This is a genomic window from Citrobacter sp. Marseille-Q5395 (assembly GCF_947057495.1).
Taxonomy (GTDB): domain Bacteria; phylum Pseudomonadota; class Gammaproteobacteria; order Enterobacterales; family Enterobacteriaceae; genus Citrobacter; species Citrobacter murliniae.
In genome coordinates, this window is the sequence record NZ_CAMSEL010000037.1 from 1 (window position 1) to 12,826 (window position 12,826).

Sequence of the window (12,826 nt, forward strand, 5' to 3'; positions counted from 1 at the left end):
GATAGCGCTGATGTCCGGCGGTGCTTTTGCCGTTACGCACCACCCCGTCAGTAGCTGAACAGGAGGGACAGCTGATAGAAACAGAAGCCACTGGAGCACCTCAAAAACACCATCATACACTAAATCATTAAGTTGGCAGCATCACCGATTTTTTAAACATATAAAATACCATCAATGAAGTGATTAAGAAGTTATAGAGTAACAGAGAATTAATAAGATTCTTTTCTCTGAGACGCCAGAATATTTGTTCTGGCGTCTGATTTTGAGTTTATTTGACTAATGAAAATAGATCATTGAGTGATTCGCTCATCGACGGATGAGTAAATATCTGATCGCGTAATATGCTATAAGGCAGCCCGGCATCCATCACCATTTTCACTATATTGATCATCTCGTGGGAGTCAATACACAGCAGTGATGCTCCTAATATACGTTGGGTTTTATTATCAACAATCGCTTTTAATACCCCACGGGTATCGTTCATCACTCTGGCGCGCGGAATTGCAGCTACAGGCAATGTCACCACCTGAATATCAGCACCACTCTCTCTGGCTTGTTCTTCTGTCATACCAACCCTGGACAGGGGCGGTGTCATAAATACGGAATAAGGCACATTTTTCCGATCATCAGTACTACGTTTGCCTTCACCCAGTAACTCATCACGTACAATGCGGTAATCATCCAGTGATATGTAAGTAAATTGCAGCCCGCCGGTAACATCTCCCATCGCCCAAATATTGTCTGCGGTGGTATGTAATCGCTTGTCAACGACAATTGCCCCGCGCTCGTTTACTGCGATACCGGCATTTTCTGGATGTAACGAAGCGGTAGCCGGTTGACGACCGGAAGCTATTAACAGTGCATCCACCGCCAGTTGGGCGTGCTCGCTATGCACTTGCACTTGATTTTCATGGTGACTGATTCGCTCCACATGGGCATTGAGGATAATATCGACGCCCTGATCGCGTAAAATCGTCGCGATATTATCAGCAATATCCCGATCTTCCCGAGGCAAAAACAGCGAAGCTGCCTCTAAAATGGTTACTTTGCTGCCAAAATTAGCGAACATAGAGGCGAACTCAACGCCAATATATCCGCCGCCCAAAATACCTAAATGCCCAGGCAATTCTTTTAGATTAAGTAATCCGGTGCTGTCATATACACCAGGCGTGGTGGTAATTCCAGGAATTGGCGGAACCACGGCTTGTGCACCGGTATTAATAAAAATTTTCTCGCCATGAATCTCCAAATTTCCCTCAGGCCGATGAACACGCAGGCTATGATTATTGATAAACTCCGCCTGGCCGTCGATCACGTCGATATTGGGCATATCCGCAAGATTATGAAAATTCTTATTACGTAAAAAATTAACCACTTCATTTTTACGCTGTATGGCACGGACAAAATCTGTGTGCTGCTGTGCGTCATGAACCAATGTTTTGGTTGGGATACAGCCGATATTAATACAGGTCCCGCCATACATTGCATTTGATTGTTCGATGAGAGCCACACGCCAACCTGCTTTTGCCAGCGTGACGGCTAATGTTTTTCCAGCCTTGCCAAAACCAATAATAACTGCCTGATATTTATTCATGATGATTTCCTGTCGAAACGCGTTCATTTGACATCATGACTATAGACGCAAAAGGTGATGCTGCCAACTTACTGATTTAGTGTATGATGGTGTTTTTGAGGTGCTCCAGTGGCTTCTGTTTGGCTTTGTTGAATAAATCGAACTTTTGCTGAGTTGAAGGATCAGATCACGCATCTTCCCGACAACGCAGACCGTTCCGTGGCAAAGCAAAAGTTCAAAATCACCAACTGGCCCACCTACAATAAAGCCCTCATCAACCGTGGCTCCATAACTTTCTGGCTGGATGATGAAGCTATTCAGGCCTGGTATGAGTCGGCAACGCCTTCATCACGGGGAAGACCTCAGCGCTATTCTGATCTCGCCATCACCACCGTTCTGGTCATTAAACGCGTGTTCAGGTTGACCCTGCGGGCTGCACAGGGTTTTATTGATTCCATTTTTACACTGATGAATGTTCCGTTGCGCTGCCCGGATTACACCAGTGTCAGCAAGCGCGCAAAGTCGGTTAATGTCAGTTTCAAAACGCCCACCCGGGGTGAAATCGCGCATCTGGTGATTGATTCCACCGGGCTGAAGGTCTTTGGTGAAGGCGAATGGAAAGTCAAAAAACATGGCCAGGAACGCCGCCGTATCTGGCGAAAGTTGCATCTGGCAGTTGACAGCAACACACATGAAATCATCTGTGCAGACCTGTCGCTGAACAATGTGACGGACTCAGAAGCCTTCCCGGGTCTTATCCGGCAGACTCACAGAAAAATCAGGGCAGCATCGGCAGACGGCGCTTACGACACCCGGCTCTGTCACGATGAACTGCGGCGTAAGAAAATCAGCGCGCTTATCCCGCCCCGAAAAGGCGCGGGTTACTGGCCCGGTGAATATGCAGACCGTAACCGTGCTGTTGCGAATCAGCGGCTGACCGGGAGTAATGCGCGGTGGAAATGGACAACAGATTATAACCGTCGCTCGATAGCGGAAACGGCGATGTACCGGGTAAAACAGCTGTTCGGAGGTTCACTGACACTGCGTGACTACGATGGTCAGGTTGCAGAGGCTATGGCCCTGGTACGAGCGCTGAACAAAATGACGAAAGCAGGTATGCCTGAAAGCGTGCGTATTGCCTGAAAACACAACCCGCTACGGGGGAGACTTACCCGAAATCTGATTTATTCAACAAAGCCGGGGAGAGCATGAAAATGATGGATATGAGCGGTCACGATCAGGCCGCAATGTCCCATGAAATGATGCAAAACGGCAATTCTGCTGCCCATCAGGACATGGCTGAAATGCATAAAAAAATGATGAAATCCAAACCTGAGAACACCCAAGAAACTGCTAAGCCATTTTCCGAAATGAACGAGCATGAGAAAGCCGCTGTTGTGCATGAGAAGGCGAATAATGGTCTATCTTCCGTTATTCATCAGCAGCAGGCTGAAAAGCATCGCAGCCAGATCACCCAGAATTAACCCGCAGCTCCACTTGTCAGACCCTCATTTGACGCCGAAGTCACTGGCTTACGCTCCCGTCCGGGAGCGTTTTTTTCCCATATATCAAACTTTAACTCTGAAGAGGTGGAAGTATCTGACCAACACTGTCACGTAACGCCAGATAACTACAAAAACACCTCAGGTGAACGTAAGCGTTAAGTGAGCGCCGTATTGACGGCTATTTATTGGTGAGATCTACGTTCCATGGCAGCAGTTCGGCCACTTTGTTGATGGGCCACTCCGGCAATACGCTCAGGATATGGCGAAGGTAACCCTCTGGATCGATACCGTTCAGCCTGCACGTTCCGATCAGACCATACAGCAGGGCACCACGTTCACCACCATGATCACTGCCGAAGAAGATGTAGTTTTTCTTGCCCAGACAGACCGCTCGTAGCGCGCGCTCAGCAGCGTTATTATCCGGCTCTGCCAGACCATCATCGCAGTAGTAACACAGGGCATCCCACTGGTTCAGTGCATAAGCGAACGCCTCGCCTAACCGGGATTTTTTCGACAGAGTGGCACTTTTCTCCACCAACCAGTCATGCAGGGATATCAGCAACGGTTAACTTCGGGACCGTCTGGCGGCCAGCCGCTGAGATGCCGGAAGGCCGCGTATTTCCTCTTCTATCGCGTATAACTCACTGATGCGCTTCAGAGCCTCCTCTGCTGTGGCCGTCCGGGTGCTGATATAGACGTCATGGATTTTGCGCCGCGCATGAGCCCAGCATGCCGCTTCTGTCAACGGGCCACCTTCACGCTCTGCGCTGAACAACCTGTCGTACCCTGCGAAGGCATCTGCCTGCAGCACGCCATGATAGTGCCGAAGATGTTGCTGAGGGTGTTTCCCCTGTCGGTCCGGTGAGAAGGCGAACCATGCCGCTGGCGGATCTGATGAACCCGCGCTTCTGTTATCACGGACATATGTCCAGATACGCCCGGTTTTCGTCTTCTTTCTGCCCGGCGCCAGCACGGGCACCGGAGTGTCATCCGTATGCAGTTTGCGGCAGTCCATCACGTAGTGGTAGAGGGCTTCATCCAGCGGGGCCATTAACCGGCAGCACGCATCCACCCAGTTGGAGAGCAGCGCACGACTCAGATCCACACCCTGACGGGCAAAGATTTCGCACTGGCGATACAGCGGCAGGTGTTCACAGTATTTGGCCGTTAACACGCGGGCCAGCAGACCCGGCCCGGCGATGCCCCGGTCGATAGGACGTGAGGGCGCTGGCGCTTCAACGACGCAGTCGCATCGGGTACAGGCCTTTTTCACCCTGACCGTGCGGATCACTTTCAGGGCGCTGGAGACCAGCTCCAGTTGCTCCGCGCTGACTTCGCTGAGATAGGCCATATCACTACCGCAACCAGGACAGCTGGTTTCAGCTGGCTCCAGTCTGTTTATTTCGCGGGGAAGATGTTCCGGTAACGGGCGACGATGACGGGACTGGCGCAACTGACGCGGAACCTGCTGATCATTGTCCCGGCCGTTGTAACGATCGCTTTGCTGCTCCTGCTGTTTCAGCAGGGCTTCGGCTTCTTCGACCTGCCGGCGTAGCTTTTCTGAACGGGTACCGAACAGCATTCGGCGCAGTTTTTCTATCTGAGCCCGCAGATGTTCTATTTCACGCTCTTCGTTCTCTATTTTCTCTTCTGCGCGGGCCAGCGCTGAACGCAGGAACGACTCAGTCTCAGCAACGAGACTGAGCTGGCTGTCTTTCTGGCGAAGCGCGTCTTCCAGCGCAGCGATACGGGCGAGATAGTCCTGACTCATGACCCCATTTATAATGCGGTCATGCGCTTTTTACAACATCGTCAGTGAGTTAAGGCGTGCAGTTTTAGGTTTCCGCCAGTCCAGCTTATCGAGGAGCATGGCGAGTTGTGAGCGGGTGATGGCGATTTTGCCGTCGCGTACAGCAGGCCAGACGAACTGTCCCTCTTCCAGACGTTTGGTAAACAGACACAGACCGTCAGCATCAGCCCAGAGGATCCTCACGGTGTCACCTTTACGACCACGGAAGATAAACAGGTGGCCGGAGAACGGATTGTCATCAAGAACATGCTGGACCAGTTCGCCCAGACCATTGAAGGACTTACGCATATCGGTGACCCCGGCAACCAGCCAGATACGAGTGCCTGACGGTAAGGGTATCATCGGCTCCTCCCGCTCAGCTCGCGGATCAGCGTTTTCAGAAGTGCAGGTGATAAATCCCCGGACAGACGCAGGCTGGCACCGCCGACAGTCACCTCGCATGTCATGGCCTCGCGGCAGGCTGGAGCGGCGGGTTCATAGTGCGGCTCAGCATGGTGTGACAGGACCATATCAGGCAGGACAACGGGGATAACAGAGTCTTGCTCTCTGATTGACCGTTGTATTTCATCGGGCAGAAGATGTCTGTAACGCTGGCGCCAGGTAAACAGCAGATTGTCATTAATTCCATTATCCCGCGCCAACCGGGCAACACAGGCTCCAGGCTGATATGAAGTGGTTTACTGAATTTGGCCACCTGAACAGAGGTGATATGCTCACCTCAGAACAACACAGGTGTCATAATGAAAAAAAGAAATTTCAGCGCAGAGTTTAAACGCGAATCCGCTCAACTGGTCGTTGACCAGAACTACACCGTGGCAGATGCAGCCAGCGCTATGGATGTCGGCCTTTCCACAATGACGCGATGGGTGAAACAATTACGTGATGAACGGCAGGGCAAAACACCAAAAGCCTCCCCCATTACCCCGGAACAAATTGAAATCCGTGAGCTCAGGAAAAAGCTACAACGTATTGAAATGGAAAATGAAATATTAAAAAAGGCTACCGCGCTCTTGATGTCAGACTCCCTGAACAGTTCTCGATAATCGGGAAACTCAGGGCGCGTTATCCTGTGGCCACTCTCTGCCATGTGTTCGGGGTTCATCGCAGCAGCTACAAATACTGGAAAAACCGTCCTGAAAAGCCAGACGGCAGACGGGCTGTATTACGCAGTCAGGTACTTGAACTGCATGGCATCAGCCACGGCTCTGCCGGAGCAAGAAGCATCGCCACAATGGCAACCCAGAGAGGTTACCAGATGGGGCGCTGGCTTGCTGGCAGACTCATGAAAGAGCTGGGGCTGGTCAGTTGCCAGCAGCCGACTCACCGGTATAAGCGTGGCGGTCATGAGCACGTTGCTATCCCGAATCATCTTGAGCGACAGTTCGCCGTAACGGAACCAAATCAGGTGTGGTGCGGTGATGTGACCTATATCTGGACGGGTAAGCGCTGGGCGTACCTCGCCGTTGTTCTCGACCTGTTCGCAAGAAAACCAGTGGGCTGGGCCATGTCGTTCTCGCCGGACAGCAGGCTCACCATGAAAGCACTGGAAATGGCATGGGAAACCCGTGGTAAGCCCGTCGGGGTGATGTTCCACAGCGATAGTAATAATGCCGATGTCAGTCTTTACCACCACTTAGTTTGCCGTTTAACCAGATTGGTGTGATTACTGATGCAGTGAAGACCTTCCCGCATCCTGACTCACACAGCGATCGACCTTTTGTGTCCTGCCCTGGACCCGTCGGTTGCCGGAAGCGCCTTCATGCGAGGCATCTCCTCACCGATGCGCGTGACTCAAGAAGGGCCTGACGGCTTGTCTCGTTACTGTCCTGTCCAGGTTATCTGTCTGGAGATTCAACTCTGTTTCCTCACAGGAGCTCTGTCATGGTTGATAAAGTTACCGAAGCTGCCGTTGTGGGTGGCGTGGATACACATAAAGATTTGCACGTTGCCGCTGTCGTAGATCAGAACAATAAAGTCCTTGGGACTCAGTATTTCTCCACAACACGACAAGGTTACCGGCAGATGCTGGCATGGATGACCTCGTTTGGGACATTAAAGCGAATTGGTGTTGAGTGCACAGGTACCTATGGTTCCGGTTTGCTTCGTTATTTTCAGAACGCCGGGTTAGAAGTTCTTGAGGTGACTGCTCCAGACCGGATGGAGCGACGCAAACGGGGTAAAAGTGACACAATTGATGCTGAATGTGCCGCTCATGCAGCATTCTCAGGCATCAGGACAGTTACTCCCAAAACGCGTGATGGCATGATTGAGTCCCTGCGGGTATTAAAAACTTGCCGAAAAACAGCAATATCAGCCCGCAGAGTCGCTCTCCAGATTATCCATTCAAATATTATCTCTGCCCCGGATGAATTACGTGAACAGCTCAGAAATATGACGCGCATGCAGCTCATCAGGACCCTGGGTTCCTGGAGACCTGATGCCAGTGAATACCGCAATGTAACCAACGTTTATCGCATTTCATTAAAGTCCCTTGCCCGACGCTATCTCGAGTTACATGACGAAATCGCTGATCTGGATGTCATGATTGCGGCAATTGTCGACGAGTTGGCACCTGAGCTGATTAAACGTAATGCTATCGGATACGAAAGCGCTTCACAGTTGCTGATCACTGCCGGAGACAATCCTCAACGGTTAAGATCAGAATCAGGATTTGCGGCACTGTGTGGTGTCAGCCCGGTCCCCGTTTCTTCTGGAAAAACGAACCGTTACCGACTTAATCGTGGTGGAGATCGTGCTGCAAATAGTGCACTTCACATCATCGCCATCGGACGCTTACGAACTGACGCAAAAACAAAGGAATATGTCGCCAGGCGTGTAGCCGAAGGACATACAAAAATGGAAGCGATACGCTGTCTAAAGCGATATATCTCCCGCGAAGTTTACACGTTACTGCGCAATCAAAACAGGCGGATCAACAGTATCCCGATAACAGCTTGACTCTTAGAAGGGCGTCCAGGGCAGCCAGTACGGCAGTGACGACTGGCAGCGCTTCTACCGGGCCAATAACCTGGCGCCGAGCATGAGCCGGCGTGGCAACTGCTGGGATAATGCGGTGGCCGAATCGTTCTTCAGTTCGCTGAAAAAAGAACGGATCAGAAAACGCATATATAAAACCAGGGATCTGGCCCGGGCGGATCTTCGATTACATTGAAGTCTTCTATAACCGGTCCCGGCGCCACAGCCACCTCGGCGGCGTCAGTCCGGAGGCCTTCGAACAGGCCTCGTCGTGAGGACAGGATTTGTCTACAGGCGTGGGGTCAGTCCAAACTATAGGGCAGGATCGTCTACCGGGGCGGGGTCAGTCCATCAACGGCTCGGAAGTGTCTAGATTATCCGTGGCTATTCACCGGGGCAAACAGGCCGATCAGGAACGACATAAGAAAGTTCTGTATTACCGACAGGTCAAGAAACTGAGCATAAGAGAAACTGCTGAAGCCACCAGTTACAGTACATCTCAGGTCTGCAGGGTTCAGGCCCTGTTCAGGCCTGAAAATTAAGCACATTTTCTGAGGCTGGAAATCAACTCATGCTGACAGCCTGAGCCTGTTGGCATGGTAAGCAATGTGCTCACCAATAAAGCTGGAAATGAAATAATAGCTGTGGTCGTATCCAGTATGATATCGGAACGACGCATTGAGGTTCATCTCATTGCATACTCTCTCAAGGATTTTGGTGCGCAGTTGCTCTTCATAAAAGGCGTCACTCAGCCCCTGATCAATGAAGATTTCTGGTAATTTTTCACCCTGTAAAATGAGGCTGACTGGATCGTAGGCTTCCCACGTTTTTCTGTTTTCACCCAGGTAAGCGCTAAATGCCTGTTGCCCCCATGGCACCTGAGAAGGCGATACTATCGGGGAAAATGCTGATACGCTCACATATTCACCAGGATTTCGCAGAGCCAGCACCAGAGCACCCAGCCCTCCCATAGAATGACCGGATATAGATTTTCTTGCCGTTGCAGGAAAATGATTCATGACGACATCCGGAAGCTCTCTGAGAATATAGTCATACATCCTGTAATGAACATTCCACGGCTGTTCCGTCGCGTTCAGATAAAAACCGGCCCCCTGGCCAAGATCGTAACTGTCGGCATCCGGGACATTATTACCCCGGGGACTGGTATCCGGGACAACAACGATGACGTTATGCCGGGCTGCATAATGCTGCATACCTGATTTGGTGATGAAATTCTGCTCAGTACAGGTCAGGCCCGACAACCAGTATAGTACCGGCAGTTTTTCTGTTACTGCTTTGGGAGGAAGATACACACCGAAATTCATTTCACAATTAAGGGATTGTGAATAATGCCGGTACACGTTTTGCCAGCCGCCAGAGCTGGCATGCTGCTCAATGAGTTCCATCAGCCGTTATCTCATGGTTATTTCCCCTGACCGAAGCCAGGGGAAGTATCTTTAAATCCGGACGTCAGATAAACGTATACGCCGTGATTTTGTTACCCGCCGGATCCCGCAGGTAGGCAGCATAGGCCCCGGGAAGGTGACCACGCGGGCCAGGTTGACCTTCATCAGCTCCACCGGCGGCAAGGCCGGCAGCATGGAAAGCATCAACCTCTTCCGGGGTGGCAGCAGCGAAGCCGACAGTCACCCCGTTAGCGGAAGGTGCTTCACCGTTGCCCGGACGGGCAATGATAAATGCCGGCTTTTCGCGGCCATAGAGTACCCAGCCGTTGCCAAACGGGCCGAGGTTATTGATACCAAGCGTGCCCAGGACGACATCGTAAAATGCGGAGGATTTCTCGACATCGGCTGCGCCAATGAACACATGAGAAAAGATGCCGTCACCAGAAATTACCGGAGTTGTCATTTTCCACTTCCTTCAGTTTGAGTTGATTAAAATTCTGATGGGATCAGTAATGAATCACTGTCCGGATAGATTTGCCTTCATGCATAAGCTCGAAGGCGTCATTGATTTCATCCAGTGTCATCGTATGGGTTACAAATGGCTCAAGGTCAATATCCCCCTTCATGGCATCCTCGACCATACCGGGGAGCTGAGTGCGGCCTTTTACTCCGCCAAACGCGGAACCTTTCCATACGCGCCCGGTGACCAGCTGGAAAGGACGGGTGGAAATCTCCTGTCCGGCCCCTGCGACACCAATGACAACGGACTGCCCCCACCCACGGTGAGCACTTTCCAGCGCTGCACGCATGACGTTAACGTTACCGATACATTCAAAGGTATGGTCAATACCCCACTTGTTGATATCCAGCAGAACATCTTTAATCGGTTTGTCATAATCATTCGGGTTAATGCAGTCAGTGGCCCCGAACTGACGGGCCAGGTCAAATTTTGTCGGATTAGTATCGATAGCGATAATACGTCCCGCTTTTGCCTGACGGGCCCCCTGTACCGCAGCCAGACCAATTGCCCCCAGACCAAAAATGGCAACTGAATCGCCCGGCTGCACTTTAGCCGTGTTATGGACGGCGCCAATACCGGTAGTCACGCCACAACCCAACAGGCAGACGTGTTCATGGTTCGCCTCCGGGTTAATTTTTGCCAGAGAAACCTCGGCCACAACGGTGTATTCACTGAATGTGGAACATCCCATGTAGTGGTAAAGAGGCTGACCGTTGTATGAAAAGCGAGTGGTCCCGTCAGGCATCAGTCCTTTGCCCTGAGTCTCGCGAACCGATACACAGAGGTTCGTTTTACCGGACTGGCAGAATTCACACTCCCCGCATTCAGCGGTGTAGAGCGGAATAACATGGTCACCCGGCTTCACACTGGTGACGCCTTCACCAACTTCAACGACGATACCGGCTCCCTCGTGGCCGAGAACCACCGGGAAAACGCCCTCAGGGTCATTCCCTGAGAGGGTAAAGGCATCGGTATGGCAGACACCTGTGTGGGTGTTTTTAATCAGCACCTCGCCTTTTTTAGGCGGAGCAACATCAATTTCAACAATCTCCAGGGGCTTCCCTGGTGCAAATGCAACAGCGGCACGTGATTTCATACGTAATATATCCTCAATGTAATAATGGCCTCACCTATTTAAGATAGGCACGAACCAGCTCAATCGTATCGTCAACTGATTTACTGACTTCATGACTGTAGCTGTCATTCTGGTCAAAGGTTTCCCGTATGTGGCTCTCCAGCACCTCTGCCATCAGTCCGTTAGCGGCGCCCCGGACGGCGGCGATTTGCTGGAGAACGGAACGGCATTCAGCGCCACTTTCAAGTGCTCTTTCCAGAGCATCAATCTGACCCCGGATACGGCGAACCCGGGTTAGGACCTTTTTTTTCTCTTCAGGAGTACTGGGCATTGCTTACCTCACTGCTCTGTATTTCTTATACTATAGGGGAGTATTACATTAAGATCAACACATACCCCACTATAGTATAATAAATATATCAGAGCACCGGTAATGACTCCAACTTACTGATAGTGTTTTATGTTCAGATAATGCCCGATGACTTTGTCATGCAGCTCCACCGATTTTGAGAAAGACAGTGACTTCCTGCCCAGCCTTGCCAGATGCTGCCTCAGATTCAGGTTATGCCGCTCAATGCGCTGCGTATATCGCTTGCTGATAACGTGCAGTTCTCCCTTCAGGCGTGATTCATAAAGCGGCCAGCCATCCGTCATCCATACCACGACCTCAAAGGCCGACAGCAGGCCCAGAAGACGCTCCAGCGTGACCAACGTGCGTTCACCGAATACGTGCGCCACAACCGTCCTCCGTATCCTGTCATACGCGTAAAACAACCAGCGCTGGCGTGATTTAGCGCCGACGTAACCCCACTGTTCGTCCATTTCCGCGCAAACAATAACGTCACTGCCCGGTTGTATGCGTGAGTTTACCGACTGCGGCCTGAGTTTTTTAAGTGTCGTAAAATCGTGTTGAGGCCAACGCCCATAATGCGTGCACTGGCGCGACATCCGACGCCATTCATGGCCATATCAATAATTTTCTGGTGTGTACCGGGCTGAGAGGCGATGTAAGTGAACTGTAGCTGCCATGTTTTACGGCAGTGAGAGCAGAGATAGCGCTGATGTCCGGCAGTACTTTTACCGTTACGCACCACGCCTTCAGTAGCTGAACAGGAGGGACAGCTGATAGAAACAGAAGCCACTGGAGCACCTCAAAAACACCATCATACACTAAATCAGTAAGTTGGCACCCTTACCCTGTATAGGTACTCTCTGTTTTTCGTGGCCTGCCTCGCCCACGAATTTCGCCAGTCATGACTTTGCTCCTGCATTTTATTAACGGAAAAGAATAAGTGATTTTGCGCGGAGGCTTCAATCAGTTTATCCCCGGCGGTGACGAGGTGGCCACCTATGCCGACTGGACAGGGGACTGACTATTGCCATAACGCCATCGCAGGTTGCTTCAGTAAACCTGCTAATCCCGTACAATGGCGAATTCGCTATATCCGCTTCTCGCACTTAGCTGCCATAAATCGGCCAGGCAATCACAGGTCATTTCTGTCTCGCAAAGAAGGTGCCGTTTCTGCTTTGCGTTGACAGGTAGAATTAACCTATAAGCTAATTTTGTTGGCAGTTATCGTGGCTACCCGGTCACTACCCTGTTAGCGTGAGTTTTCGTTCCACTGAGGAACGGGGATTTATGCGCGTTAGCGCATGTAAGGCGGCAGGATGAAATGACAGGTAGCACCGAGGGTTAGCCGCCGATACCAGTGAGGGATCGAAAGGGATCGCCTATCCATCCCTTCACCCTGCAAAGCCATATTCCGCTAAAAGCGGCTCAGAGGCTTTTGTGCGCGGTCGGAGTGGTCACAACAAGGGGACGTCTCAGAAAACGGAATCTATGGTCACTCCCGTTTTTGCAACACCGATTTTGACGACAAGTTGGCTTGCTTGAATCTATCCGGCGTCTGAATGGGATTTTATTCCCGCGCCTTGATGAGTTCCGCGCCTGATGAACCTCC

At 51.3% G+C, this 12,826-nt stretch carries 10 protein-coding genes and 6 pseudogenes; 6 read left to right on the forward strand and 10 right to left on the reverse strand.

The features are described 5' to 3' along the window. A partial coding sequence (locus OH663_RS25025; RefSeq protein ID WP_304481747.1) for an IS1 family transposase occupies positions 1 to 91 on the reverse strand: 91 nt, incomplete at its 3' end. A gap of 177 nt (positions 92 to 268) precedes the next feature. Further along, a complete protein-coding gene (gene rclA, locus OH663_RS25030; RefSeq protein WP_007896426.1) occupies positions 269 to 1,594 on the reverse strand; it encodes a reactive chlorine resistance oxidoreductase RclA in 1,326 nt (441 codons plus the stop codon). Positions 1,595 to 1,747: 153 nt separating this feature from the next. Between rclA and OH663_RS25035 the strand changes: the two genes are divergently transcribed. After that, positions 1,748 to 2,716, forward strand: coding sequence for an IS5-like element IS903B family transposase (locus OH663_RS25035; protein WP_022649395.1), 969 nt, complete (start codon positions 1,748 to 1,750; stop codon positions 2,714 to 2,716). Positions 2,717 to 2,772: 56 nt separating this feature from the next. Further along, positions 2,773 to 3,057 (forward strand): annotated as a pseudogene (locus OH663_RS25040) (copper-binding protein); the annotation flags it as partial. A 199-nt stretch (positions 3,058 to 3,256) separates the two neighbouring features. On the opposite strand, the pseudogene tnpC reads toward OH663_RS25040, so the two are convergent. From tnpC to OH663_RS25055, 3 genes and pseudogenes are all read right to left on the reverse strand, one after another. Continuing rightward, a pseudogene (gene tnpC, locus OH663_RS25045) lies at positions 3,257 to 4,849 on the reverse strand (IS66 family transposase). Between the two features lie 30 nt (positions 4,850 to 4,879). Next, positions 4,880 to 5,230 (reverse strand): IS66 family insertion sequence element accessory protein TnpB, encoded by a 351-nt coding sequence (gene tnpB / locus OH663_RS25050; RefSeq protein ID WP_016151369.1) that lies wholly within the window; start codon positions 5,228 to 5,230, stop codon positions 4,880 to 4,882. Beyond that, positions 5,227 to 5,547, reverse strand: a pseudogene (locus OH663_RS25055) (IS66-like element accessory protein TnpA); the annotation flags it as partial. The gene tnpB and the pseudogene OH663_RS25055, both read right to left, overlap by 4 nt. Before the next feature lie 81 nt (positions 5,548 to 5,628). On the opposite strand from OH663_RS25055, the pseudogene OH663_RS25060 reads away from it, so the two are divergent. From OH663_RS25060 to OH663_RS25075, 4 genes and pseudogenes are all read left to right on the forward strand, one after another. Continuing rightward, positions 5,629 to 6,497 (forward strand): annotated as a pseudogene (locus OH663_RS25060) (IS3 family transposase); the annotation flags it as partial. A 272-nt stretch (positions 6,498 to 6,769) separates the two neighbouring features. After that, positions 6,770 to 7,846: an IS110 family RNA-guided transposase gene (locus OH663_RS25065; protein WP_000227969.1), complete on the forward strand. Its 1,077-nt coding sequence runs from the start codon at positions 6,770 to 6,772 to the stop codon at positions 7,844 to 7,846. A 16-nt stretch (positions 7,847 to 7,862) separates the two neighbouring features. Then, positions 7,863 to 8,139, forward strand: a pseudogene (locus OH663_RS25070) (IS3 family transposase); the annotation flags it as partial. Between the two features lie 114 nt (positions 8,140 to 8,253). Continuing rightward, positions 8,254 to 8,406, forward strand: a pseudogene (locus tag OH663_RS25075) (recombinase family protein); the annotation flags it as partial. A gap of 27 nt (positions 8,407 to 8,433) precedes the next feature. Here the strand turns inward: OH663_RS25075 and fghA are convergent. The 5 genes from fghA to OH663_RS25100 all read right to left on the reverse strand — a co-directional run bounded on the left by fghA (position 8,434) and on the right by OH663_RS25100 (position 12,007). Continuing rightward, entirely contained in the window at positions 8,434 to 9,270 is an 837-nt protein-coding gene (gene fghA / locus OH663_RS25080; RefSeq protein ID WP_012561110.1) for an S-formylglutathione hydrolase, read from the reverse strand. Positions 9,271 to 9,334: 64 nt separating this feature from the next. Further along, on the reverse strand, positions 9,335 to 9,733 hold the full coding sequence (locus OH663_RS25085) for a VOC family protein (RefSeq protein ID WP_012561111.1): 399 nt from the start codon (positions 9,731 to 9,733) through the stop codon (positions 9,335 to 9,337). 43 nt (positions 9,734 to 9,776) lie between these two features. Continuing rightward, positions 9,777 to 10,886, reverse strand: a complete 1,110-nt coding sequence (gene frmA, locus OH663_RS25090) for an S-(hydroxymethyl)glutathione dehydrogenase (RefSeq protein WP_017384070.1) — start codon at positions 10,884 to 10,886, stop codon at positions 9,777 to 9,779. 34 nt (positions 10,887 to 10,920) lie between these two features. Beyond that, on the reverse strand, positions 10,921 to 11,196 hold the full coding sequence (frmR, locus tag OH663_RS25095; RefSeq protein WP_017384071.1) for a formaldehyde-responsive transcriptional repressor FrmR: 276 nt from the start codon (positions 11,194 to 11,196) through the stop codon (positions 10,921 to 10,923). 113 nt (positions 11,197 to 11,309) lie between these two features. Continuing rightward, positions 11,310 to 12,007, reverse strand: a protein-coding gene (locus tag OH663_RS25100; RefSeq protein ID WP_223479951.1) for an IS1 family transposase whose coding sequence is annotated in 2 segments (ribosomal slippage) — positions 11,310 to 11,758 and positions 11,758 to 12,007 — 699 coding nt in all. Because the reading frame shifts where the segments join, the coding sequence is not laid out codon by codon here. Positions 12,008 to 12,826 lie beyond the last annotated feature (819 nt).

Bases quoted from the DNA above. Each gene is read 5' to 3' on its own strand.
- tnpB (WP_016151369.1), bottom strand. From the start codon at position 5,230: ATGATACCCTTACCGTCAGGCACTCGTATCTGGCTGGTTGCCGGGGTC.
- frmA (WP_017384070.1), bottom strand. From the start codon at position 10,886: ATGAAATCACGTGCCGCTGTTGCATTTGCACCAGGGAAGCCCCTGGAG.
- frmR (WP_017384071.1), bottom strand. From the start codon at position 11,196: ATGCCCAGTACTCCTGAAGAGAAAAAAAAGGTCCTAACCCGGGTTCGC.
- OH663_RS25085 (WP_012561111.1), bottom strand. From the start codon at position 9,733: ATGACAACTCCGGTAATTTCTGGTGACGGCATCTTTTCTCATGTGTTC.
- fghA (WP_012561110.1), bottom strand. From the start codon at position 9,270: ATGGAACTCATTGAGCAGCATGCCAGCTCTGGCGGCTGGCAAAACGTG.
- rclA (WP_007896426.1), bottom strand. From the start codon at position 1,594: ATGAATAAATATCAGGCAGTTATTATTGGTTTTGGCAAGGCTGGAAAA.
- OH663_RS25065 (WP_000227969.1), top strand. From the start codon at position 6,770: ATGGTTGATAAAGTTACCGAAGCTGCCGTTGTGGGTGGCGTGGATACA.